Below are 25,647 nucleotides of genomic sequence, written 5' to 3'. Positions count from 1 at the left end.
TCTGGCTCATTTAGAGACAAAGCATTTTGTCGCAAATGTTGTTGATGTTGATATTGGGCGTAACATTGTTATAATGAATGAAAAGGATGCTATAGAACTGGGCCTAGGGCCAGGCTCTAGAGTTAGATTGATTAAAGGAAACGTATCTAAAGGCGCCTTTGTAGCATTAACAAAAACAATGATTGAGCCCGGAAAGGTTCTTGTAAGTCGTGATGTCGCTAGTATACTGAAGATAGGTAAAGATGATGTTATTGGCTTAAAACCTGCACCAGTTCCACCGAGTTTCTCTGGTCTCCAGAAGAGACTCCATGGGCAAAGGCTTTCTCAAGACGAAGTATATGCCTTGATCAAAGATGTTGTTGACGGTGTCCTCGGTGAAGCAGAGATAGCAGCGTTTCTCTCTAGCCAGCTCTATTACGAGTTAAGTGAAGACGAGTTAAATGCTTTGATCAAGGCTATGGTGGAGACTGGTAGTAAAATAGAGTTTGAAGAACCTGTCTTCGATGAACATAGTATAGGTGGCGTCCCAGGTAACAGTAAGGTCGCTTTAATAGCCGTCCCAACAGTTGCTGCTGCAGGACTACTTATACCAAAGACAAGCAGCAGAGCGATAACAAGTCCTGCCGGAACTGCTGACACCATGGAGGTTCTAGCAAGAGTAGACCTGACCCCAGAGGAAATCAAGGAAGCTGCTAGGAAGGTTAGAGCAACTCTTGCCTGGGGAGGAAGACTAAACCTTGCTCCAGCAGACGATATCTTCGTGACTATCGAGAGAAAACTCAGTATAGATCCATGGCACCAGATGGTAGCAAGTATTCTCGCGAAAAAAGTAGCTATGGGAGTAGACAATCTCGTTATAGACATACCTGTTGGCAGGAAAGCCAAAGTAAAAGACATGAAGGAAGCGGACCAGCTTGCAGGACTCTTCATAAGACAAGCGGCAAGACTAGGAATGAATATAAAAGTAGCTATTACATTCGGAGGACAACCCATAGGCAGAACAGCTGGGCCAGCACTAGAAGCTCGTGAAGCACTCAAGGCACTCATAGAACGTAGAGGCAGTAAGAGCTTAGTAGAGAAGGCTTTGAGCATAGCTGGCCTTGTAATAGAGCTCTCAGGTAAAGTACCTCCAGGTAAAGGAGTAGAAGTCGCTAGGTCATTATTCGAAAAAGGTGCTTCATACGAGAAGTTCAAGCAGATCATCGAGGCACAAGGTGGTGACCCCAACGTCAAACCCGATGATATACCAATTGGCGACCACACATACACTATAGAATCACCTATCGAGGGAGCTGTAACACACATAGACAACGCTGCTATAACAGCTATAGCTCGGGCAGCTGGCGCACCATTCGACAAAGGTGCTGGAGTATACTTACATGCAAAAATAGGGTATCGTGTAAATCGTGGCGACCCACTTATAACAATCTATAGCAGTAGCTCAATAAGGTTACAAGAAGCACTCAATGTAGCATCGAGATACAGTCCAATAATAGTTGAAGGAATGGTTATTAAGGTTCTACCGTGAATTTACTAAAAACAACTTTATTCTCTTAATTTAATGTTTATCTTTATTTCTTTGGGGTGTTCAGGAGCTCCATCAGTGACAAGCATTATACCTTTAATAAAGTGTACTAGCAGGTTCTCTACTCTAGGATCTACGGCTAATGGTTTGCCATCGGCTACAACCTGGACTTTTGTTGCAAGCGGGCATTCAAGAGGATCCTTCTCTCCGATAAGTATTTTCTCTGCTAATTCAAGACATGAGGATAATCCACATAGCCTACATGTTTCTTCAGGTAACAACGATGATAGTGTTGATATAGCGTCTTTGAATATAGCTTCAGCAATAGCATCTGTTTCCTCAAACAGTATGGCGTTTAATCCTTTCTCCTTTGCTTCCTCGACAAGATCAAAGTCATGGCTCACTATTAACCATAAATTCTCTTCCTCACTCCTCAATTGCTCTAGTTCTTCGGGAGTCTCAACAATTCCAATGGCCTTACCGTATCTTGAACCCTTGAATCCCTCGGCGATGACAAGTGGATAATACTTTATAATAGAAATTATCTCGTTTATATTGCCAAGAGGCTCTATGAGAACAAGTGTTACTTCAGGACTAGCTATAGCAACTGTCTCAGCACCAGCGCTCCTATAGCGGACTGCATCAGTACCTTTGTCAAGTACGTGTTCATGTGTTTGCTTTATTACTGCTAGTCTAACCCCTTTTCTAGCCAAGTGGTTAACTATTTCTTCACCGAGAGTAGTCTTACCTATACCCGAGGCAAGACCAACAATCCTATATATGGCTGTTAACCCTATAACAGGGCTTGACCCTTGGTTCAAAACGTAGCACCTCTTCCTTTAATATTATCCGTTCTACATAGTATTTAGGATACCGGGCTCATTAAGTGTAGTGATGGAAAACAACTACTTTATATTCTCTTGGTCTACTCTATTTTAACGAGGTGACCCCATATTGGCTCTCGAATATGATGTCGTTGTTGTTGGAGCTGGTGTAGCAGGATTATCTGCTTCATGGGTTCTTGCTAAGAAGGGTTTCAGAGTATTAATAGTTGATAACAAGCCTCGGGATAGAATTGGGGATAGGGCTTGTGGAGATGCTATAGGGAAACATCACTTTGATACGTTGGGCTGGGAGCCTCCAAGTGATGTTGTAAACCATTACTATAAGGGAGCGTTAGTCGTCAGTCCTAGTGAAGAATATGAGATTGAAGTGCCTGGTGAAGGAGTTAGTGTTGATAGCTTGAAGTTTGGTCAATGGCTTCTTCATAATGCTCTTGACTCCGGAGCAGAGCTCCTTGACAAACATATTGTTGTCGGCGTTAAAGTATCAGAGGACAGAGTAGAAGCCGTTTATGCTCGTGATAGAGCAAGTGGGGAACTGAAAGAGATTAAAGCAAAAGCGTTTATTGATGCAGGTGGTGCCAAGCCTGCTTTCAGATTAAAACTACCGGATAGTTGGCCTATAGCTGAGAAACCCTATATGACTGACTATAATGTCGCTTATAGAGAAGTGATTAAACCAGAGAATCCTGTTCCAGAGAAGTATAAAGACTACGTTGTTATATACATGAACCCCGAGATCGCTCCTGGAGGATACTGGTGGTACTTCCCCAAGGAAAACGGTGCTCTCGTGAACATAGGGCTAGGCGTTATATGGAGTACTGATAACTATAACCCCAAGAAAAGATATGATGAATTCCTTAAACCGAGATTTCCAGGCAAAGTAGTTCATGCAGGCGGAGGGCTAGTACCTACACGCCGCCCATTACCAACACTTGTATGGAGAAACGTGGGTGTAGTCGGCGACGCTGCATATACTGTAAATCCTGTCCACGGCGGCGGTAGGGGTTCTTCAATGCTTGCAGGAGTTATAGTCGGGAAATACATGGGTAACGCGCTGGAGGCTGGTAGGGTTGATGAGGAGACTATGTGGGAGGCAAACATAGAGTACATGAAAGCATATGGTGCAAAACAAGCCAGTCTAGACATACTAAGGATGTATTTGCAGAAACTCTCGAAGAATGACTTAGAGTTTGTGTTTAAGAAGAGAATCGTAGATGGTAGAATGATCCTAGAAATGGGTGAGAAGGGTAATCTAGCCGAAGATATTATAAGAACGCTCCGCTCGATAATAGTTCTTCTTGGAAGGCCAAGTCTTCTCAATAGACTAAGGATAATAAAGAAGTATATGGATGAAGCAAAGAAACTCTATTCAGAAGAGTATCCTGAGACACCAAGCAAACTAATGGAGTGGATGAAGCGCGTCGATAAGCTATTCAATGAATACAGGGATTACATAAGATTCGATCCAGGGCCCAAGGTGCCTTGGTAACTCTATGCGGACTAGACCTAGCCGGAACACCTAGAAGATCATCAGGTATAGCGGTCATAAGCATACAGTATGATAAAGCAAAACTGCTTGAGGTAACCACACTTTATACGGATGACGAGATATTAGATTACATACTTTCTCTAAACCCAACAGTAGTGGCTATAGATTCACCTTTATCACTTCCACCAAAGGGAAAATGGTTCAGAGATGTAGACATAGAAATGAAGAAAAGAGGATACCCTGTTCTACCACCGAGGTGGAAAAGTATGGAGATGCTTACACTAAGAGCTATAGAAATTAAAGACAAACTTGAGAATCACGGTATAAGAGTAATTGAAACACATCCCAAAAGTGCTCTCAGGTCAAGCAACTGTAGAAATGTACTTGAAGCTCTTGAAGCAGCTGGTGTAGAGTATCATATCACTAAAAAACTAAGTCGTGATGAAGAAGATGCGGTCATAGCATCTCTTGTAGCTTTGTTTTACCAGCGGGGACGGGCAGTAGTTGTGAAAAGTATTGATGGTGAAATACATTTACTACCCAAATTATGCGAAGAACAATAATCAATGTCCGGAGAATAATTATCTTCCTATATTTAAAACCACGTATTTAATACCAGTTTACTAATCATTATCTAGCTTTATCTTGTTTAAACCTATGGCTTTTATTGTATTTGCAATTGTTTTTAATACATATCTTTCAGATGTACCATCAATAAATTTATCTATTACTCTTACTCTTAGCGGGATCTTTATTTTTGCGCCGGCTGCCCTTGGGTGCCCACCTCCTCCGAGCAGTTTTGCTATTTCCCTTACGTTTACTCTCCGTGACCTCAAGCTCATTTTACCATCTTTCGATACAATACAGGCTATGTCAGCACCTAGTCTTCCGAGTATGTATGCTGCTGCGAAGCTTGTTTCTACTCCATCGTGTTTTGGCGCTACAGCTATTTTTATGCCGTCAACAATGTCTTGAACGATCTTGTCTGTAATAATATTGTATGATAAGAGTTCTCTATCTATTTTCTCTGTAACGTTTTCTGTAAACTCGGTATCCCATAGTATGCCTTTTGAGATTTTTTCTAACACATGAAGACGCCACTGGGTTGGGTCACCGCGCCTTACAAGCCTCATGTACCAAGGTCCTCTCCAATGATCGAATCTCCATAAATCTCCTGCACAAACACCTGCTACTAATTCCCTCACGAATACTTCGTCGACGTCTTTCCTAGATGGGGTACAGTATTTTGCTACGACACCTGCTGCACAAGTTGATCTATCGACAAATAACTTTACACCAGCTTCGATAAGCTTATTATACCACTCTTGATCCCAAACATGATGATCGTACCATTCTATACTAATTCCTCTTGACACAAGTTCATTGATTATCGAGACGACTTCATGTATGTTAGTGGCGTTGACGCCCATATCCATGATGACTACCTTTTCTACACTCACATTATGTAGTTTCTTGAGTTTCTTCTCAATATTGTATGGTTCTGCGAAAATTATCCTCTCGGGTTTACTTGCAGTATAGTATATGTAGATCGCTGCAGCAGCAACACCATCCATGTCGGTATGTGTTACTATGATATACCTCATGGCTATGGCACCTTGCTTGCTCCATTATGTTCTACGTGCTTTGCTCTACTATTGCTTTTCAGTCATAAATATCCTTGTAGTATTATAGGTGTAGGAGGTACAAGTATCTATGTTTATATGAGTTGCTGAAACAACATAATCATAGGGCTGGAGGATAGTGCCCGGCGCCAGACCAGACCTCTGTATTTTATGCAAGGGATACAGAAACCTTTGCGGTCTTGGATACTGCCCTCTTGTCAGAAGTCTTCGTGCTAACATACAGAGCCTCCATGGAATTGGTAACAACTTGGAGCTAACAGGCTCTACGCCTCCCTCGGTAATCGTTGGCGAGAAAGGTTATCCACGTGTAAGACTATACTATGGAGTCCCCCCGGGTGTATATGGTGAGAATGCGAAGGAGTTCGATAACCCTGTGTCATGGTTTATGAGGAAGACTCTAGGAGATATCATGGAGCTTAGGAGTAGGCTTCTTAATATAGTATTAACGGGTTATGTAAATACGCCGGAGAGACTTTATGAGAAAGAAGTTGGGCTCGCAGCTGTATCAGTAAAGCCTGTGGACACAGAAGTGTTGCTTAGCAAGAAACCGGTACCAAGAATATCCTTTGACGCCATTATACCACCTCGTGGCCCAGCTGCTCCTGCCAAGAAAGTGAGGGTTGTTGGTAACCCTGTTTTACCTAGGAAACTAGATAAAATTATATGGGATGATGTGAAGGCTTCTGATGCAGTATGGGAGCTCTATAAGAGTGGTGTAGACTTCTACACTATAACTAGAGCATTTACACTAGGCTTCATCGGGAGGAGAATGCAGAAGAAGCTGGTGCCGACGCGTTGGGGTATAACAGCTATAGACTCTTTATTAACAGAGAAAATGTTGTCAGTAATACGCAGCAAGCCCTTGATAGATAATACTATCGTGTTTTACGGCGAGTATCTCTACAACAAATACGTAATAGTATTGTATCCAAGCAGGTATACTGGTACATGGATTGAAGTATGGCACCCTAAGAGCCTATGGAACCCGAGTAGAGAGCCCAGCTGGCTTATAGTTACTGAGTCTTTCAGCGGGAAGTTATCAGTTATGGACGGAGGCTACTTGGCTGCACGTACCAGTGTTGTCGAGTACCTCTATAGTATTGGGAGGCAGGCTGGAGTAGTTATTCTCAGAGAGGTTATGCCACAATACATATTCCCTGTAGGCAACTGGCAGATAAGAGAAACAGTGAAGTATGCATTGAAGAAACAACCTGTTCTCAAGAATCCTAAGCCTGATGAACTACGAGGTTTCATAAAGAAGAACATGAAGGTGCCGGATAAAATAATTGATGTTGTATTGAAGAAAGTCTACAAGGTAAAACATGCAGCTATTGATGAATGGTTTTGATTACTCCTATCTACTAAATACGTGTACTACAAACATTACTTTCTAAGGATAAACCCTAACCTATGTTTGGTGTTGTTTATGGATGTAGAACTCAAGGAATATGGTAGCTTTACTCAATTCCTAGAAGATTTAAAAAACCGAGAAAAAGCGATTAGAGAACATATGAGTGTTTTAAAGGAGCTAATGGAGACGGTTAAACAGAGGGCTGAAGCTGAAGAGAAGCTCATTAACATGTTAAAAAACATTATTGGTGAAGACAAGTTCTTTGGGAATAAGATGATTAATGTAAACGGTATGAGAATAATAATAAATCCTGGCCCACGTAGCCGTTATACATTACTTGAAGAAACCTACCGGAGACTCAATAAAGTACTAGAAGGCCTTGCTATGTTGATGGGTATCATTGATAAACTAGCTAAGGTTGATGTCGAAGTAAAGATCACTGTGTTCTATGAAAATGGTTTACCTAAAGATATTATAGTTGATTTTTAAGAACGCAATTTTACTAGTCCGATACCCTTTAATTCCCTGTTCTAGATAGTTCAGTAGGGCTTTATGGATAGAGTACATGTCATTGATAATCCTTTGGCAAAGTACTATCTAACCTTATTGCGTGACAGAAACACTAGACCCGATAAGTTTAGAGAATACATGAGGATTCTCGGTAACTACATGGGCTTCGAGATATCGAGATTTCTAGACTGGCAGGAAATCAGTGTAGAAACACCATTATCAACGGCTAAGGGTGTAAAACCTCGTGGAAAACTATTAATCGTGGCAATACTTGGCGCCAGCATACCAATGGCGATAGGGTTACTAGAGACACTCCCATGGGCTGGCCTAGGTCTTGTAGCTGCCCGAAGAATAGAGGAAAACAATGGAGTACGTATTGAAGTCTACTATAAGAGGCTGCCAAAAGAATTAACCAATTATACAACCATCGTAACAGATCCAATGCTTGCCACTGGGAAGACAATGGATGTAGTTCTAAGTCTTCTTGAAGAAAGCGGTGTCAAGAAAATTATTGTAGGAACAATAATATCGAGTAGACCAGGAATAGAATACATCACTACGAGACACCCCAACGTAGACATTGTAACATACGCTATAGACCCTATACTCAATGATAAGTGGTTCATTGTACCAGGTCTAGGCGATGCAGGAGATAGATCATTAGGTGTTGTTTTCTAAGAAAAAGCATAAAATACCATATAATGATGTCTTCTGATTTTTATTTAAAATTAAGCTAGACGTGTTTATTTGCCTGTCTTTAACTGGTACAAACTTAAAAACTTAAAGAATATGTTTTATTGCTCAAAGTACCTGGGATAAGAAAGGGTGGTATTAGTGGTTTCAGTGATTAGCTTAGATATGGGTTGTACTTTATTTTGGGAGCGTGGATGCGAAGTTGGATGGATGAAACATACATTGTATAAGTCTGCTGAAGCTGTTGCGAAAACTCTTGTAGAGCTTGGTTACAATGTCAGTGTTGATGATGTATATGGTGTTTTGTATAATATAGCTGAAGAACATATGCGTACTTGCCCTGAACGAGAAATATGGCACTTGTATAGAATTCATATAGTGCTTTCACGTCTCGGTATTATACCTAAGCCCCGTCTTGTTCAGAGACTTTATGAAAGCTATGTTAATAGTATTGTGAATGAGCTTGTTTTTGAGGAAAAATACCGGGATGTCTTAAGAAGACTTAAGGAACGCGGTTACATGATAGTCTTGTCAACTGATACAGGTAGTCACGATATACCTTTGAGACTCGTTGACAAAGCTGGTATAGGAGATTACATAGATTTTATTCTAAGTAGCCAACTCATAGGATACACCAAGGCGTCGCAAGTATTCTTCCAGAATTTAATCAACCTGACAGGTGTCGACGCCAAAGAAATAGTTCATGTAGGGGATAATGTTTATAGAGACTATGAGGTACCTAGAAGTCTCGGCATAAAAACTGTGTTATACAAGAAGAATGGGTGTAGTGATGAAGATCCAGAGCCTTGTATTAGTGATTTAGGTATTCTTTTGGAGCTATTAGAAAAACTATAGGGTGTTTCTTATGGTGGAGTACACTATATCCATTAAGCCTATAGGTGTAGTGCATGTTGATGCCAGTGATGAAGAAGTAAAAGAAGCATGGTTTAAAGGAGGGTTACGTGGTATTGTAGAGGTTTATCCGGAGTACGAGAAGGGTCTACAAGGTATTGAAGGTTTTTCACATATACTACTGGTTACATGGCTTCATAAAGTACGTCCTGAACAAAGATGTGTACTAGTGGTTAAGCCAAGGAGGTTCTTAAGGCTAGGGTTTAGCCCTGAAGAACTACCAGTTATGGGTGTTTTTGCTAGCGACTCACCTCATAGACCCAATCCTATAGGATTAACTGTGGTGAAGTTAGTTGAGAAGAAAGGAAGATTCCTATACGTAGATAATCTTGATTTATTCGATGGAACACCTGTTCTCGATATAAGGGCGATCACTCCAGATTTCTGCCCACAAGAAATCAATGTTCCACAATGGTTTAGAGAATTTAAGGAAAAAGTAAAAGAAAAGACTGGAGAATACTATCCGATTTAGTGTTTTTAATCAAAATCTTTTACTGTAACATTTGCTCCTTGTAGCTCAAAAAACTTCTTGATAGCGTTTAAATCCGTTCTACTAAGCGGCTCGCCCTTGATACTTATCTTGATGCACATGCCTTCGCCAGCTGGTCCCGGCCCACCTTCGAAGCTAACTAATAGTCTTCTATTCTTTGTTTCTATGTAGTCCCTAAGATTGTAGAGTATGGTGTATGACTTTATGTGCGTGTCTATACCAGTTATGCTTATTTCTTCCGGGGTTATCAGTACTCTAAGCTCCATGGTTATCAGTCTCCATGTATACTTACGTTTAGAACAAGTTTATAAGTAGATGAGAAAGAGGGAAAAGGAAAGGAGAATAAAAAAGAAATTATATTGAAATTAGAATTTTATTAATCCACGCTTCTTGAGTTCTAGGTATATCTTGTGTGGCGTTATTGGTAGCTCGAAGAAGTGGATTCCTAGTGCGTGTGATATAGCGTTTGCTATTGATGGTGCTATACCGTTTATTGATGGTTCTCCAAGTCCTTTCGCACCAAATGGTCCGCGTTTGTATCCTGACTCTACGAATATTGGTATGATTTCTGGTGCATCCTTTATTGTTGGTATGTAGTATGTTGATAGGTTCGGGTTCCTTACGACACCGTCCTTGTCATGTATTATTTCCTCCATTATAGCATAGCCCATGCCCTGTATGGCACCGCCTTCGGCATGTAGTTCTGCTCCCACGGGGTTGATTACTTTGCCTATATCGTATGCTGTAATGATCCTGTCTACTTTAATTGCGCCAGTCTCCATGTCTACGGTTACTTCAGATATTATTGCACCGAACGTGTAAGTTATGTATGGTTCTCCCTGTCCTGTCTCTTCTTCCCATCTAGCAGGTGGTGCACGGTAGTATCCGAATTCTTGCAGTGGTACTCCGTCCCAGAAGCTCTGTTCTACAACGGCTTGCCATGTGGTCTTCTTGTTTGGATCGTTACGGCAGTATACTTCGGGTGCTCTGATTACTATGTCATCTGGTTTACAGCCAAGCATTCTGGCTGCTACTTCATTGAGTCTCTTCCTGAGCTTGTATGCTGCCACGAGTGTAGCATTACCGCCCATTACTGTAGCTCTTGATGCTACTGTTGGACCGGCATCGGGTGTGCTAGCTGTATCCGGCTGCTCGATCTTGAAGTAGGATGGTGGTACACCAAGGATTTCTGCGGCAATAAGTACTAGTCCCCATAGTGAGCCCTGTCCCATGTCCATGAGCCCTGTTCTGAACGTTATTGATCCGTCTCTGTTGATGATTAATGTGGCGCTTGAATAGTCTGCTCCCTCAACACCAATCGAGTTGCCATGCCACATTAGTGCTACGCCAATACCTTTCCTTATGGTTCCTGTCTGGTTGCTGTAGAGTTTCCTCTTGTTGTACCAATCAGCAGCTTCAACAGCCTTCTTTAACGCCTCTTCTAGCCCAACGCCATGTTCTGATGTTAATAGCTGGCCATGTACTGTTTTATCGCCCGCTCTCAAGAGGTTCTTTAGCCTTAGCTCAACAGGGTCCATCTTTAGTTCTTCAGCTAGTATGTCCATCTGTCTCTCAACAGCGAAGTGTATTTGTGGGTTTCCGAATCCACGGAATGCACCACTATATACTGTGTTGGTGTAGACGGCTAGTGTATCGATCCTCGCATTCTTCACTTTATATGGTCCTGTTGCGTGTACTGTTGCTCTCCAGGCAACGAATGGTCCTAGGCTAGCGTAGCCTCCGGTGTCAAAGACTATGTGGGCTTCTACAGCTAGTAATGTACCATCCTTCTTGGCGGCATGCTTGTACCACATTACTGCTGGGTGTCTCTTGCTATGGCCTATCATGCTTTCTTCACGTGTATGTACTACTATTGCTGGTCTACCTGTGAGGTATGCTGCGAGAGCGGCTTTTGCACCAATCTCGTTGACCACGTCTTCTTTACCGCCGAAACCACCGCCTACAGCAGGTACTATGACTCTAACCTTGTTTTGAGGCATGTTGAGTACTTTGGCTACAGCTCTTCTTACATCGAATGGACACTGTGTTGACGCGATTATAGTTATGCCTCCATCAGGCTCTGGTATGGCTAGTGCTGCCTCGGGCTCTAGGTAGGCGTGTTCTTGCATTGGTGTCTTGTACTTGTTTTCAACGATGACGTCTGCTTTCTTGAATGCCTTGTCTACATCGCCAGCCCTGATCTTGAAGTGTGCCACTATATCGCTGTCTCTCTCCTCATGAATTCTCTCATGGGGTTTCTCCTTTAGTGTCATGATGTCGATTATTTGTTCTACATCGGTGTAAACCGGTAGTGGCTCGTATTCCACACGTACTAGTTCGCCAGCTTCTCTAGCTATGTATGGGTCTTCGGCTACGATTAGTGCTACTGTGTCGCCGATGTACCTTACTTTCTTTTCAGCAATAAGTGGCTGATCCGGTATAACGTAGCCTACATCGTTTACTCCAGGTATGTCCTTTGCAGTGATTACTCTGAGTACTCCTGGATACTTGGCTGCTTCACTAACGTCAATGCTTTTTATCCATGCATGGGCGTACTTTGTTCTGACACTATAAACCCATACGAGGTTCTTGTAAAGTTTGATGAAGTCAGCTGTAAACATTGCTTTGCCAGTGATCTTTGTGATGGCATCCCATCTAATTGAGTGTTTGCCTACATAATATAGTGGCTTGCCTTTGAATTTCTCAAATATTTCTTCTACAATACGTACATACTCAGGAGCCTTGGCCATAATCTATCACCCCTCCAAGATCTTACCTGGTTCAGCTTCTTTTACGTCAAAATAGATCTTTCCTTCTTTAATGTACTTGACAGCAAGTTTTACTGCTTTGATGAATCTTAGGTAGCTTCCACAACGACATAGTTGTCCCTCAAGTATGTCCTTGATGTCCTCGTCTGTGGGGTCTGGTATCCTGTCAAGAAGATATTTTGTTGCGAGAATCACTCCTGGGAAGCAGAATCCACATTGCATTCCAAGAGTGTCTATAAGGGCTTTCTGTATTGCATGTAGTTTGCCTTCAGGCGCTAATCCTTCGAGGGTTAGTATTTTGCTTCCATTAGCTCTGTAGGCTGGTATAAGGCATGATGGCACAAGCTTGCCGTCCATAATGATTACACAGGAACCGCATTCGCCACGTCCACATCCTTCTTTGACGCTTGTTAACCCTAGTTTGTATCTTAGTACATCTATTAGTCTTTCATATGGTTTTACTGTGATGGTGTAGTCTTTGCCATTGACGTTAAGGGTTATAGTGATGTCAGGGTATTCTTGTTGTGATTTAGACTCAGGACCAGACATTATCTAAGCACCCCCTATCACACGATCTTTTATTAAGAAGAGCGCTCTTTTCATCAATACTTTTGATAGATGTAGTCTGTACTCTGCTGGTGCACGGTAATCGCTTATTCTCTGCATTTCGTTTTCAAGTACTTTGAATGCTTCTAGGATCGTGTCCTCACTAAGGTTCTTGCCTTTAAGGAATTCTTCTGTCTTGTAGGCTCTACCAGGATATGGTTTGCCAGTGCTGTCAAAGCTAAGCCTTACATCGGCTATTTTATCGCCGTCGAGAGCCATGTATGCTGCTGCAACAATGTAGCCCATTGCATGACCATGTCTACGGTCGAGCTTTAGTAATGCTGTTGAAGAATTGTCGGGAAGCTCCTTAAACCTTATCTCGGTGATCATTTCCTCGGGTTTCCTGTTGAGCTTCCTTATATCGAGGTAGAGGTCAGGTATCTTAACCCATCGTTCGCCGTTGATACTTGATAGCTTTACTTCTGCGTCAAGCGCTAGTAATAGTATGGCGGCATCAGAAAGTGGATGTGCTGTACCAATATTTCCTCCTATAGTAGCTAGGTTTCTGAGGTATGGTGTGGCAAAATGCTTGTACAGATCAACGAAGCCAAGATATTTTTTCTCCTTGCCTAGAAAGCTATTGTATAGTTCTTCAATAGTTGTCATAGCCCCTATTTTGATGTACCCGTCTTCTCTCTTAACGTATGTTAGTTCTTTCTTAATGGACCATAGGTCTAGCATTAGCTTTGGCTTGATAACACCTGTTCTCGCAAGAACTAGTACATCAGTACCTCCTGCCAGTATTGTTGCTTCATTTCCTTTTTCTGCAAGGAATTTTAATGCATCATCAAGGCTTGATGGTATATACACGTTGAACCTTATTATAGCTCATCACCTACTCTACTTGACTATACTCAAGAGATACTCTGCCGTGTATCAAAAAATATGTTAGTAATGGCAGGAATAAAAACAATTTCGATAATTAATATACAGGTATAAATGTCAATATAGGAAACATATAAAAATCAGATATAACAGGATAATACCATTGTTATGTAGAGATCGAATATTAGGGAACAAGTAAATAAATAATACTAATGGTTTATGGTTTATCTTTGAACAAGTCTTCTCTCATTAGTATGTTTAGCGTTTTATATTCTTCTTTTTCGCTATTGTTCAGCCATGCTATGGCTTGTGCTGCTATGCTGACAGCTATTTCTTCAGGTGTTTTTGCTCCAATGTCTATTCCTATTGGTGCCCTCACTTTCTTCCTTAGGTCTTCGGGTTTCACACCTTCTCTTATAATCATTTTAGCATACTCTATGACCTTCCTTTTGCTACCAAGCACTCCTATGAATCCAGCTTTCGACTCAACTGCTTTCTTTAGTACAGGTACATCTACATTTGTCTCGCCATGAACTATAAAGACCATGTCTATAGGTCTTGCATTTTCTTTTATGTACTCACCTATTTCCTCAGGTGTTCCATGGTAGAGTTCAGCATAGGGGAAGACCTCTTTCTTTAATAACTCTCTGTTCGGATCTAGTGCAACTATTTTTGCTCCAATAAGATTCATTATATCGGCTAAAGGTTTCCCTATCTTACCTACACCAACTATGAACGCTGTTGGCTTGGGTTTAAGCACGTCAAAGAAGACGGTCACAGTACCACCACACAATAACCCAGTCTCGTGAACACCTTTTTTCTCGGGTTCTTCTGTGCCAGTGAAAGAGTATTTTTCTAGGCGAGACTTTCCTTCCTTAATGGCTTGAAGTGCATGAGATACAACCATTCTCTCAAAGGGGCCACCACCAAGAGTACCATAGTATCTCCCGTCTTCGAGAACAACTATTTTCGCTCCAGGGCCACGCGGGCCACTACCTATCTTCTCGACAATAACAGCAATACATACTCTCAAACCTTGCTCCAGGGCTTCAACAGCTTTTTCGAACAAGTCCTTGTCAGACACAAATTTGGGATACATAACCTTGCTCCTCAAACCCATTGTCTTCTAGGTTATTTTCTAAGCTCGAATTCCTTAAATATACTAGCCAGGATGTCAAAGAGTTTTTGTTTAGACACATAGTAAAACCTATACTTTCCCTTAATGATCTGTTCTACAATGCCATGCTTCCTTAAGATACTCAAGTGATGGGAGACGAGAGTCTGGTCTAGGCCAAGGAGTGATGCTAGGAAGCAGACAGGCATAGGTTTCTGGAGAAGTAAATAAATGATCTTAAGTCTATTGGGGTTAGATAACACGCTAAATATGTTAGCGTACTCATTAATCTTAGCGTCACTAGGAAGAAACACTTCTTCATCAAGTTCTTCTTTATATTGTTCAGTAAGATCTTGGCATTTGTTGTCGGCAACAAGTTTTTCCAAGATCTCTCGGATTTTTGGCATAAAGTACACCTTGTATATACCTTATCGTTGAAAAGGTAATATTTTTATTCTTTCAAATGAAATATAAATCATATGAAAAACCTTACAAGGGAGGTAGTTCATGGAGGTTCCAGTAATAGGGAAGGATGTGCTGAGCAGAACAATAAAAGACTTTTCTAACACAAAATGGTGGAACATTCCACGGAAGGAAATACCATGGTATCCACGGATAGACTATGAGAGATGTATTGGTTGTGGATTATGTTTTCTAACGTGCTCAGGTAGAGTAGTCTATGACTGGGATCCTAAAGAAAATAAACCAATAGTAGCTAGACCATACAACTGTATGGTGGGATGTGATACATGCGCTAAACTTTGCCCCAGAGACGCCATATCATTCCCTCACCTTAGCGAACTAAGAAAGTGGAGAGATAAAGCAAATGCAGTACGGTTAGCTAAAGAGAAGATTGAGAAGATATTTAGCGGAGACTCCAACATTAGACAATAGCATTTAATTTGTTTACTCTTGTGACCAAAGCACTATTCCTTAAATACTATCGTTTTGTAGAGTTTTTCCAGACAATGAGACTGGGGTCTAGATATTGGCTAGAATTATGGGCGGCCAGTTTATTTCATGTATAGTTCTTGCTGCTGGAGAGTCGACGAGATTTCCTGGAGGAAAGCTTGTTCAGAAAATAAGAGATAACGGCGTAGAGAAATCTTTGTTGAGATACCTTATTGATAAGTATCTTAGATATGATGATGTTGATGAAGTAGTGGTTGTTGTCGGCCATGATTTTACTAATATAATTAGAGCTGTTGGTGATACTGGTGTTAAGTATGTGTATAATCCAGATTACTATAAAGGCATGTCTTTCTCGGTGAAAACAGGTGTTGCAAGTGTCTTGAAGTATAGTGACATAGTTATAATCCATCCAGGCGATGTCCCGTTTATCAAAGAAAGCACTATAGGAGAACTATTGAACAAGGCGATTGAATTATATCGTAGTGGAAAAGACTTTATCTTACTGCCAAGATACAATGGGAAAGGAGGACATCCTCTTATGGTTTCGAGGAACCTAGCTAAACATATACTGGAGATAACCGAGGAAGAACGTGGTTTGAAAGGCTTTCTACGTAGATTTACCACCTATAAAATATACATTGATACAGATGATTTTGGTGTAGTATACGATATTGATGAACCAAAAGATCTGGCTGAAGCAGAAAACTTGTTCGGCATAAAATGGATTAGGTGAAAGAGTACTACTCTTTTGTTTTCTTAAAGTACTCGCCGACGTATCTTCCCATACCAGGTTTTCCTACGAGTTCACGGTCTTGTATAAGCAGTTCTCCATTGACTATAACGTGGCGCGGCCATCCACATAGCTCGACGCCTTCCCAGGGACACCAGTCTACTTTATGGTGCAGCTTAGCTGGATCTACTTTTTCGCAATAATCTACATCTAATACAACAAGATCAGCATCACTACCGGGTAGTATGGCTCCTTTCCTGGGATAAAGCTTCATTATCTTGGCAGGATTTGTAGAGACTACCTCAACGAACCTGCTGAAGCTTATTCTTCCCTTCTTCACACCAAAAGTGTAAGTGAATGGTATTATCAGCTCTATTACTGGAAGACCTCCCCATGCACTCCATACATCTACTTCTTTCTCATTCCTAGGAGCCGGGGCATGGTCACTCGCTATAGCATCTATTACACCAGAGGCTATAGCATCCCATAACCCCTCTACATCGGCACCAGTCTTTATCGATGGAGCACACTTTAGGTAGTTACCCCATTTCTCCACATCTTTTCTAGTGAAGAATAAGTATTGGGGGCAGGTCTCGGCGGTTAGTTTCACACCCTTCTTCTTGAAATACGCTATTCTCTCGGCACCAAGTTTCGATGTAACATGGACAATATGTGTATGAGCCCTAGTGACCATAGCGTAGAACCCTATCTTTGATATGGCAGCTGCTTCAGCAACATCGCTACGTGCCTCGTGGTGAGCCAGTGGATCCGTCCTGTTCTTCATCTCCTCAAGACCTCTATCAATGAGAGCATCATCTTCGGCATGAACCATTACGACGCCATCGACACTACGTACAAGATCCATTATCTTAAGTATAGCGTGGTCACTAGCACCCCAGGGCTTGAGTGTAAACACCTTAAATCCTATGACACCGTGTTCTGCAAGCTCTGGTATAGCAGTCAAGTTCTCGTCTTTCATCATACCAGCATGGATGCCGAAGTTGACATACGAGTCCTCCAGACCCTTCTTAACCTTGAGGTATAGTTTCTCTATGTTGTCAACAAACATTCTAAGAGGCATATCAAAAACAGTTGTTATACCTCCATAGCCAGCTGCTAAACTACCTGTACGCCAGTCTTCATGATGAGTATAATCGGGATCGTATATGTGTGCATGAATGTCTATACCTCCTGGTATAACAGGCTTATTTTCGGCATCAATAATGGTTTCAGCTCTACTCAGTAATGGCTCATGGTTTTTTGTAATAGATTTGACGACACCGTTTTCCACGTAGATAGAGGCTTCAACGGGTTCTCCATTAATAAATACTCTAGCGTTTTTTATAAGTAATGAAGACAATACCAAGCATCCTCCCTACGGTTATAGAGTAAAGATTCTCTTCAACTAATAGGATACATTAAGATTCTTAAATAATCTTACCAGCTTGCTAAGATCACTGTAGCCCATGGAGGTGTAAAGCATGTATTTCTATCACTTGAAGAAATGAGAAGGAAAGGAAAAAATGTATGTTACTTCTTTTCAACAACTTCTATTATGGGGTCGACTATTTTCGCGTTGAATACATCGACGAGACCTTTATCTGTTACACGTAGCTCTGGTATCACGGGTAAGGCTAGTAGTCCTAGTGTCATGTGTATATTATTGAAGTCTACTCCAAGTTTCTTCAAGTTCTTCTCTACGTCCTTGAGCTCCTTGTAAACAGTCTTGTAGTCAGCATCACTTACAAGTCCTGCTATTGGTAGTCTAACAACAGCTTTGACCTTGCCTTTAACAGCAACAACGATTCCACCTCCTGTCTCGACAACTTTCTTTATCGCGACAACCATGTCACGTGGATTAGTGCCAGCTACTATGAGGTTGTGTGTGTCATGTGCTATTGTCTGTGCTATAGCGCCTTCTCTTAGTCCAAGTCCTTTGACAAAACCTCTGCCTATGTTTCCTGATGCATGATGTCTATCGAGAACAGCGATATAAGCGATGTCTTCTTCGGGGAGTGCCTTGAGGTAACCGTCTTCTATTGGTACTTCTGTTTTCTCCCATTTGGTTAATGCACTGCCCGGGATTGCTTTGATTAAGTTTATTTTTGCTAAGCCTTTCTCAATAGGCGCTTTTATCAGTAGCTCATGTGGTTCAGGTATTTTCTTCAAGTTTATTGTCTTCCTTGCCTTCTCTGGATACGTGTACTCACCATCTGCCTTAAAGAGCCATTTACCATTGTCGTAAACTAGTTTGCCTCCAATAATAGTCTTGGAGATCTGGATTTTCTCTATGCTCGGTACCAAGAGTATATCGGCGTATCTACCAGGGGCTATCATACCTATCTTGTCGTCGAGTCTTAGGTGTTCGGCAGCATTTATTGTTACCATTTGGATTGCCTTGATGGGATCGATTCCATATTCTATTGCCAGATTAACTATATAGTCCATGTAACCTTTCTCAACAAGATCCTCAACACTTATGTCATCGGCAGCTAATGTGAGCCTACGTGTATCGATCTTGTACTCTGTCACCAGTTTAGCTAACTCCTTCAGGTTCTTCCATGCACTCCCCTCTCTCATGAAGACATACATTCCTTTCCTAAGCTTTTCGAGAGCCTCGTCGGCAAATGTTGATTCATGGTCGCTGCTTATACCTGCTACTAGGTATGCATCAAGTTTTTCTCCACGGATAAGAGGGGCGTGTCCGTCGACTACTTTATGGGCTAGTTTGGCGGCAGCAATTTTTACCAGTATTTCTGTGCGGGCATCCCATACGCTAACTATATCCATTACTTCGCCTAAACCAATGATCCCGGGGTCTTGCATTAATACTGCTACTTGTCCGGAGTCAATGCGTTGTCCACCACTATCAACGCCGTAGCTGGGGTCTACTGCTGGTACACAGCTTGGTACCTCGAAGAAGAATCTGACGGGTGTGTATCTACTCTCCTCTATAAAATAGCGTATACCATCGACACCTAGTACATTCCCTATTTCATGTGGATCGGCTACAACGGTTGTGACGCCATGCATCGCAGCTAGTTTACCGAATTCTCTAACATTAAGCATACTGGATTCTATGTGTACATGCGTTTCTATGAACCCAGGTAGTGCATAGTATTTCTTGCCGTCTATGATTTTTGTCTTTGGCCCGATGTATTTGTCAAGATCTTTTATTTGGTCTACCCTGACTATGTGTCCATCGTATACTACTATGTCTATGTTCTCGAGGATTTCCGCTGTGACAACATTTACTAGTTTCGTGTTCTTGATCACTAGATCGGCCTTTATTTCTCCTAAAGCGGCTTTTATCAATTTACGTGGTCTCTCTAGAAGGCTAAACAATAGTGTATCACCCAGCCATAACCAGACGTGTATTTACTTTAATTATAGTCTTCCAGCAAATTAAATCTATCAGTGATGAAGTATTTCCACAGCAGAACACAACACCATCAACGGGTAGGACTCTTTTTTCTCGAGAGAAACTAGTTTAAACAGGGTGTGATACCCTAATGGCTGATATCTATATTCGTGGAGGATGGGTTATCACTCTTGATAAAGAAAGACGTATCATAAGAAATGGCGCGGTAGCTATTGATGACGAAGTTATTGTTGCTGTTGGTAAGAGAGATGAGTTAGACAAGGACTACAAGTACCATAGCGACATAGTAATTAATGCTACTAGAGACATTATCATGCCAGGCTTGGTTAACACGCACGTTCATATGATGCAGGCTCTTCTACGTGGATGCGCCAACTATGTAACGCTTATAGACTGGCTCACTAAGAGAATATGGCCTCTCCAAGGAAACTACACGCCAGATGAAGCGGTGGTTAGTGCTAAACTAGCTGTTCTCGAGATGATCAAGAGTGGTACAACAACATTCCTGGAAACAGGTCTCGTGGGGAGATACGGGCCAGATCGTATCATAGAAGAGGTTATCAAGCCAAGTGGTATAAGAGCGGCGTTGGCAAGACATGTCATGGACTTAACTGGCTATGCCCTGGAAGAGAATGCTCTCCATCCCGGTTTAATAGAGGATGGAGACACGAGCTTCAATGACACCGTTAGGCTTTACAACAAATACCATGGATGGAGAGACAGGATCTGGATATGGTTTGGTCCTAGAACACCTGGAGCGGTATCACCAGAGCTATACAGGAAAATAGCTGAGAAAGCCCGTGAGCTGAAAACAGGTATTACAATGCATCTAGCTGAAGTACGTGAAGACGTCGAGTATACAGTCAAGAAGTTTGGTAAGAAACCTGTTGAATTCGCGCATTGGCTGGGACTAACAGGGCCAAATGTTGTTCTTGTTCATGTGATATGGGTTGATGATAACGAGATAAGATTGCTTGCGGAGACAAAAACCAGTGTAAGCCATAATCCATGTAGTAACATGAAACTAGCCTCCGGCATGGCTAGAGTAAGCGATATGATTAAGGCGGGAGTCAACGTCGCCCTAGGCACCGATGGGGGGCCAAGCAACGATACCTATGACTTGTTGCGTGAAATGAAGTATGCAGCGCTCTTGCAGCCAATAAGAACAGGTGACCCGAGAGCAATACGTGTCGAAGAAGTAATAGAGATGGCGACGATAAATGGTGCAAAAGCACTCATGCTAGAACACATGATTGGTAGTATAGAAGTTGGTAAGAAAGCAGACATCATCACTATTGACTACTGGAGACCCCACCTAAAGCCGCTGAACAACCCATTATCGCATCTAGTCTACTCTGCGTCAGGTCATGACGTTAGAAACGTTATCATCGATGGCAAACTCGTAATGTATGAACGTAAAGTATTAACAATAGATGAAGAAGAAGTTCTTAATGAAGCAGACAAAGCAGCATATAAACTCTACGAGAGAACGGGTATCTGCAAAGAAGTAGAGACAATCTGGGAAATAATATAAACATTACTTTCTTTTGTGTCAAACATTTTTTGCCAACTCTATTTTTATTTACTCGCGCCATGCATAGATTAACTAAGAGACGTCTACCTGGCAGGGGTGTATTGTTATGAAGCATTTAGTAACAGATCTTAGTGGCAAAGACCTTATATCAACTCTCGACTGGAGCGTAGACGAGATTAGAATAGCGTTAAACCTAGCCAAAGAACTAAAATGGAGATACCATTACTTCGGCCTACAGGATATACCAAGAATACTAGACAGGAAAGTATTCTTCATGCTATTCTATGCCCCATCAACTAGAACAAGAGCAGCATTCGAAGCAGCAATGGCAATGCTTGGCGGACATGCAGCATATATTGAGGCCAAGACCACCAGGCTTGCTGTCGGCGAGAAGAAAGTTGGTGAAGCGGACAAGGATGTTGCTGTAATGTATGAGAGGTATGGACACGGTATTGGTATACGTATACTAGACAAAGCAATAGACTATGTGTATGGACGTGGTAATGCTGTACTCCAAACATATGCTAAACATGCACGTGTACCAGTAATCAATATGGCTGACGACAAGTTCCATCCAACACAGGGACTAGCAGACCTCATGACATTCGAGGAGAGATTTGGTAAGATACAGGGCAAGAAATATGTTGTAATGTGGGCCTACAGCCCAGAAATACGTGGATGGTGTAGCGTACAAGAAGACATAATCTTGTTCACGAGATTCGGCGTAGACGTGGTTGTAGCTAGGCCACCAGGCTTTGACCTAGACCCCAAGCTAATGGAGATAGCGAAGAAGAACGCTGAGGAGAGTGGTGGAAGCCTAGAATTCACAGACAATCTCGAAGAAGCACTACGTGGAGCACACGCCGTATTCCCCAGAAACTGGGCATCACCCAAACTAGTAGAACTAGGCTACAGCAAGTTCAAAGACGAAGAACTAAAAATCTACGAGAAATACAAACACTGGAAAGTAACAAGACAGCTCATGGACCTCATGGACAAACACGGAGTACTAATGCACGTACTACCAATATTCCGTGGGTACGAAGCAGACGACGATGTCATAGACGACCCCAAGAGATCAATAATCTACGAACAAGCAGAAAACGGATTATGGACAAAAGCAGCAGTACTAGCACTAACACTATACGGAGTAAAGTAATCTATTTATTTTTTTCTTTCTCTTTATACTTCATCTTATGTTTTATACAAGAGTTTTATGATTACTATGATTATTGTAATGATGAATACTAATGCGATGAGAACTCCGTTTTCAGGAGCTGGCGTAGGATCATTAGTAAATAATATGTCGGCGTAGTAATCTACATTGTTGTCACTTACTTCCTGAGGTGTTGTGAGTAAAGACATTGCGTCAACAGCATCAGAAACAGTGGGGTCGCTACCAGTAGGTCCTAGATATTCGATTACGAGACCATTGGAATCCATGCCCGTAGTTATGACTTCAATTCTTAAATAATTTCCATTTGCAAAATAGACTGACGGATCTATCCCAAGATCACTCCAAGCTATTGCAGCTTCTACAGTGTTGTATACACTACTTGCTGCAAAAACCGAGTTAACTGATGATACATCGTTGTACTGTGTATCTAAAATGTCCAGAGGGCTTCCTCCATTACTCACAGTAACCCCATCGCCATGAATAAGTACTCCATCTGCAACAGTACTTACTGATAAACATATTACTATCTGTCTTTCCCAATTTGCATCACCTGAACTAGCGACATAGGTTTCACTGGCATAGGCAAAATCATTGTTTCCGCTACCTGTAGTATGATCAATGTCTATCGTTATGAAAATTCCTGGCTCGCCTGACTGACCTAATGATGTAAGATTAGAAAACTTTATCAATAAAAACAAATGTGTACTATTTGACGTAACTCTTATCTCTGTTATATCAGCACCCGTTATATCAACATTGGGTACATCCTGAACATCATTTACTGCATCACGCCATATCCATTCTCCATTGCTGTACGTGTAATTATTATCAGTCGAAGGAGGTATACCTACCCAATCACTCGGATCGCCATCTATGGTTCTAGTTGCGTACAGGTTTATCCTAAGACCTTTAGTGATGATAATATTTGTTGTAATTGTCATGCTGGCAAGTAATATGGTCAATATTAATAATATAATTAGTTTATGCAAAATAGATCCCCTTAGATAATACTTTTGTACTATCTATTCATTGGGTATTACGTAACGGTAATACTATATAAAGGACTATATAAGAGAGAAGATGAACGATATAATTCCTGGAGTTACTGTATTTATGGTATGATGAGTTACCTCCTCGCTGGCTGATTTCGGGGTGACGAGTGTCGCCCTCTCTGACCGTTGCAGGTTTTCGTTATCTTTTTCAAGTTTATTAATAGGTGTTATAATGAATCCTGGGTTATTGTAATACTGTAGACATAATGGTGTTAAATGGTGTTTATTGTTGGGTGTTTTTATCGGGGTATTTTATGATGAAAGATTTTATATTTCCTCCACATACTATTTTCTTCTTGAACTATATTGTGGGAGGCTGGGTGTATGACTGATCTCCCATGGTATGTAGGCTACTTTTCTGGTAAGCACTGGCTAAGAAACATCGACTATAGCATCGATGATATCTTCAAGGTACTAGAGGCTGCTAGAGACCTTAAGAACAAGTTCCATCTAGGTGTGGAGACACCTTATCTCAAGGGCAAGACGCTATACCTAATATTCTACAACAAGAGCCTTCGTACCAGGAACAGTTTCCAGACTGGTATCTATCAGCTAGGTGGACAGGGCATCTATATTGCTCCAGACCAAGTCTATACTCCAACACTACCAGAAGACATGGTTCCATACCAGACAGAAGCTATACGTGACGTAGCCAGAGTCCTAAGCAGGTATGGTGACGGTATAGCCATACGTATCTATGGCAAACCAGCTAAGTGGATTATCGGTCGTGGGCACAGGATCATACAGGAGTTCGCTAAATGGGCTAGCGTCCCAGTACTAAACATGGAGGACGATCTCTACCACCCATTCCAGGCACTAGCAGACGCTATGGCAGCACTCGAGGCCCTAGGATGGCCTAAGAGCCTTAAGGGCAAGAAGTTCGTTGTAAGCTACGCATACTCCGGCGGACTCAAGCCACTAGCTGTACCACAGAGTGTTGCACTAATAGCAGCTATGCTAGGAGCAGACGTCTACATAGCACACCCACCAGGCTTCGAGCTACTAGACGATGTAATCAACAAAGTCAGAGAGTACGCTAAAGAATACTGGGGCAGCGAGTTCAAGATAGTCCACAACATGGACGAGGCATTCGAGGGAGCAACATTCGTATACCCCAAGGCATGGAGCCCCAAGGGCTTCTTCCCGCCATTCAGTAGCGACAACCAGGTACACGAGCAAGAGGCTAAGGAGTATCAGGCCAAGTTCAAGGACTGGATCGTGACAATGGAGAGACTAGAAAAAGCAGGCAAACCATACTACATGCACTGTGGCCCAGCCGACCGTGGACAAGAAGTAACAGACGAAGTACTAGACAGCTACGAGAAGAGCCTCTACTTCGAAGAAGCAGAGAACCGTCTACACGTACAGAAAGCAGTAATGGCAATGACTATGGCTAGACGTGTAAGGTAAAAGCGAGACTTTGTTTTCCATTAAATCATTAAATAAAAATCTTTTTCTTCTTTCTTTATTCTCTTTATTCAATGTGAAAATAGTCTAGAGTGATATCAGTATAACGGCTATTAATGCGAGAACTATTCCTATAGCTTGTGTAATCGATATCTTCTCGCCGAGAACAACCATAGCTAGAATCACTGTTATAGCAGGATACAATGCTGTCAATGGAAGCACTACTGATGCTTTCCCAGTTTCTAGAGCTTTCATAAACAAGATGTAGCCTACACCACCAAGAATACCTGCTAGAACAGCAAAGATACCTGCTTCTTTAGAGAACCCTATTTTTCCGCCATAGTATAGAAATACGGATAAAGCTATTGTAAACGAAGCAAGGCTACTAATAAAATATGTTTCAACCCAACTGAGTTGCCTATATGCGAGTTTAAGTAATAACCCCCATAAACCCCATGATATGAGACAAGCTAATGCATAGACTATCCATGTATTCTGCCCCATTATGATCACCATAATATAACATTAAAATACGCTATAGTGGTTCGTTATTAACCATCAACTCTTTACTGGGAATAAAAACATGGTTATAACATTATCAAATATAGTGTACAACCACCACAAACAAGATTATAGGTTTTTAGTACTTAGTCATTTTATATCAATATAGTATTTGATGAAA

At 41.7% G+C, this 25,647-nt stretch carries 24 protein-coding genes and 1 pseudogene; 13 read left to right on the top strand and 12 right to left on the bottom strand.

Annotated features, from left to right (window positions below; all coding sequences use genetic code 11):
* Positions 1-73: 73 nt before the first annotated feature.
* On the top strand, positions 74-1,528 hold the full coding sequence (locus J4526_09220; GenBank protein WFO76397.1) for an AMP phosphorylase: 1,455 nt from the start codon (positions 74-76) through the stop codon (positions 1,526-1,528).
* 17 nt (positions 1,529-1,545) lie between these two features.
* On the opposite strand, the gene J4526_09215 is transcribed toward J4526_09220, so the two are convergent.
* Complete coding sequence (locus tag J4526_09215) at positions 1,546-2,346, bottom strand: molybdopterin-guanine dinucleotide biosynthesis protein MobB (GenBank protein ID WFO75231.1); 801 nt, start codon at positions 2,344-2,346, stop codon at positions 1,546-1,548.
* 133 nt (positions 2,347-2,479) lie between these two features.
* On the opposite strand from J4526_09215, the gene J4526_09210 reads away from it, so the two are divergent.
* On the top strand, positions 2,480-3,859 hold the full coding sequence (locus J4526_09210; GenBank protein ID WFO75230.1) for an NAD(P)/FAD-dependent oxidoreductase: 1,380 nt from the start codon (positions 2,480-2,482) through the stop codon (positions 3,857-3,859).
* On the top strand, positions 3,853-4,422 hold the full coding sequence (locus J4526_09205) for a DUF429 domain-containing protein (GenBank protein ID WFO75229.1): 570 nt from the start codon (positions 3,853-3,855) through the stop codon (positions 4,420-4,422). The genes J4526_09210 and J4526_09205 overlap by 7 nt, the downstream gene beginning before the upstream one ends.
* A 60-nt stretch (positions 4,423-4,482) precedes the next feature.
* On the opposite strand, the gene J4526_09200 is transcribed toward J4526_09205, so the two are convergent.
* A complete protein-coding gene (locus J4526_09200; protein ID WFO75228.1) occupies positions 4,483-5,463 on the bottom strand; it encodes a phosphoesterase in 981 nt (326 codons plus the stop codon).
* Between the two features lie 157 nt (positions 5,464-5,620).
* On the opposite strand from J4526_09200, the gene J4526_09195 reads away from it, so the two are divergent.
* The 5 genes from J4526_09195 (at position 5,621) to tsaA (ending at position 9,440) form a co-directional block, all read left to right on the top strand.
* Positions 5,621-6,850: a hypothetical protein gene (locus tag J4526_09195; protein ID WFO75227.1), complete on the top strand. Its 1,230-nt coding sequence runs from the start codon at positions 5,621-5,623 to the stop codon at positions 6,848-6,850.
* Positions 6,851-6,928: 78 nt separating this feature from the next.
* Positions 6,929-7,342, top strand: a complete 414-nt coding sequence (locus tag J4526_09190; protein ID WFO75226.1) for a hypothetical protein — start codon at positions 6,929-6,931, stop codon at positions 7,340-7,342.
* Between the two features lie 63 nt (positions 7,343-7,405).
* Positions 7,406-8,041 carry a uracil phosphoribosyltransferase gene (upp, locus tag J4526_09185; protein ID WFO75225.1) on the top strand — a complete coding sequence of 212 codons (636 nt, stop codon included), beginning with the start codon at positions 7,406-7,408 and terminating at the stop codon, positions 8,039-8,041.
* Between the two features lie 156 nt (positions 8,042-8,197).
* The gene (locus tag J4526_09180; GenBank protein ID WFO75224.1) at positions 8,198-8,911 is read left to right on the top strand and encodes an HAD family hydrolase; all 714 of its coding nucleotides are present in this window, start codon (positions 8,198-8,200) and stop codon (positions 8,909-8,911) included.
* 10 nt (positions 8,912-8,921) lie between these two features.
* Positions 8,922-9,440 carry a tRNA (N6-threonylcarbamoyladenosine(37)-N6)-methyltransferase TrmO gene (tsaA, locus tag J4526_09175; protein WFO75223.1) on the top strand — a complete coding sequence of 173 codons (519 nt, stop codon included), beginning with the start codon at positions 8,922-8,924 and terminating at the stop codon, positions 9,438-9,440.
* 5 nt (positions 9,441-9,445) lie between these two features.
* On the opposite strand, the gene J4526_09170 is transcribed toward tsaA, so the two are convergent.
* From J4526_09170 to J4526_09145, 6 genes and pseudogenes are all read right to left on the bottom strand, one after another.
* Positions 9,446-9,724, bottom strand: coding sequence for a hypothetical protein (locus tag J4526_09170; protein WFO75222.1), 279 nt, complete (start codon positions 9,722-9,724; stop codon positions 9,446-9,448).
* A gap of 99 nt (positions 9,725-9,823) precedes the next feature.
* Positions 9,824-12,208, bottom strand: coding sequence for a xanthine dehydrogenase family protein (locus J4526_09165; GenBank protein ID WFO75221.1), 2,385 nt, complete (start codon positions 12,206-12,208; stop codon positions 9,824-9,826).
* Positions 12,209-12,214: 6 nt separating this feature from the next.
* Positions 12,215-12,775, bottom strand: coding sequence for a (2Fe-2S)-binding protein (locus J4526_09160; protein ID WFO75220.1), 561 nt, complete (start codon positions 12,773-12,775; stop codon positions 12,215-12,217).
* A 3-nt stretch (positions 12,776-12,778) separates the two neighbouring features.
* Positions 12,779-13,522 (bottom strand): annotated as a pseudogene (locus J4526_09155) (FAD binding domain-containing protein).
* 352 nt (positions 13,523-13,874) lie between these two features.
* The gene (locus J4526_09150) at positions 13,875-14,756 is read right to left on the bottom strand and encodes an XdhC family protein (protein WFO75219.1); all 882 of its coding nucleotides are present in this window, start codon (positions 14,754-14,756) and stop codon (positions 13,875-13,877) included.
* 32 nt (positions 14,757-14,788) lie between these two features.
* On the bottom strand, positions 14,789-15,178 hold the full coding sequence (locus J4526_09145; protein WFO75218.1) for a winged helix-turn-helix transcriptional regulator: 390 nt from the start codon (positions 15,176-15,178) through the stop codon (positions 14,789-14,791).
* Between the two features lie 100 nt (positions 15,179-15,278).
* Between J4526_09145 and J4526_09140 the strand changes: the two genes are divergently transcribed.
* On the top strand, positions 15,279-15,665 hold the full coding sequence (locus tag J4526_09140; protein ID WFO75217.1) for a ferredoxin family protein: 387 nt from the start codon (positions 15,279-15,281) through the stop codon (positions 15,663-15,665).
* Between the two features lie 94 nt (positions 15,666-15,759).
* Positions 15,760-16,416, top strand: a complete 657-nt coding sequence (locus J4526_09135) for a nucleotidyltransferase family protein (GenBank protein WFO75216.1) — start codon at positions 15,760-15,762, stop codon at positions 16,414-16,416.
* Positions 16,417-16,423: 7 nt separating this feature from the next.
* On the opposite strand, the gene J4526_09130 is transcribed toward J4526_09135, so the two are convergent.
* Together J4526_09130 and ade are read right to left on the bottom strand one after the other, a co-directional pair.
* Entirely contained in the window at positions 16,424-17,779 is a 1,356-nt protein-coding gene (locus J4526_09130; GenBank protein ID WFO75215.1) for a dihydroorotase family protein, read from the bottom strand.
* A 164-nt stretch (positions 17,780-17,943) separates the two neighbouring features.
* Positions 17,944-19,773 carry an adenine deaminase gene (gene ade / locus J4526_09125; protein ID WFO76396.1) on the bottom strand — a complete coding sequence of 610 codons (1,830 nt, stop codon included), beginning with the start codon at positions 19,771-19,773 and terminating at the stop codon, positions 17,944-17,946.
* 152 nt (positions 19,774-19,925) lie between these two features.
* Between ade and J4526_09120 the strand changes: the two genes are divergently transcribed.
* Together J4526_09120 and J4526_09115 are read left to right on the top strand one after the other, a co-directional pair.
* Positions 19,926-21,329 carry an amidohydrolase gene (locus J4526_09120; protein ID WFO75214.1) on the top strand — a complete coding sequence of 468 codons (1,404 nt, stop codon included), beginning with the start codon at positions 19,926-19,928 and terminating at the stop codon, positions 21,327-21,329.
* A 106-nt stretch (positions 21,330-21,435) separates the two neighbouring features.
* Positions 21,436-22,488, top strand: a complete 1,053-nt coding sequence (locus tag J4526_09115) for an ornithine carbamoyltransferase (protein WFO75213.1) — start codon at positions 21,436-21,438, stop codon at positions 22,486-22,488.
* 35 nt (positions 22,489-22,523) lie between these two features.
* Here the strand turns inward: J4526_09115 and J4526_09110 are convergent, their stop codons facing one another.
* Positions 22,524-23,495, bottom strand: coding sequence for a hypothetical protein (locus tag J4526_09110; protein WFO75212.1), 972 nt, complete (start codon positions 23,493-23,495; stop codon positions 22,524-22,526).
* 387 nt (positions 23,496-23,882) lie between these two features.
* On the opposite strand from J4526_09110, the gene J4526_09105 reads away from it, so the two are divergent.
* Positions 23,883-24,968 (top strand): ornithine carbamoyltransferase, encoded by a 1,086-nt coding sequence (locus J4526_09105; protein ID WFO75211.1) that lies wholly within the window; start codon positions 23,883-23,885, stop codon positions 24,966-24,968.
* 84 nt (positions 24,969-25,052) lie between these two features.
* Here J4526_09105 and J4526_09100 read toward each other — a convergent pair whose 3' ends face one another.
* Positions 25,053-25,451 (bottom strand): EamA family transporter, encoded by a 399-nt coding sequence (locus J4526_09100; GenBank protein WFO76395.1) that lies wholly within the window; start codon positions 25,449-25,451, stop codon positions 25,053-25,055.
* Positions 25,452-25,647 lie beyond the last annotated feature (196 nt).

The sequence above is a fragment of the Desulfurococcaceae archaeon MEX13E-LK6-19 genome, assembly GCA_029637525.1.
Taxonomy (GTDB): domain Archaea; phylum Thermoproteota; class Thermoprotei_A; order Sulfolobales; family Desulfurococcaceae; genus MEX13ELK6-19.
Note: the sequence above shows the minus strand (reverse complement) of the source record. Positions and strands in the feature narration are given on the sequence as shown.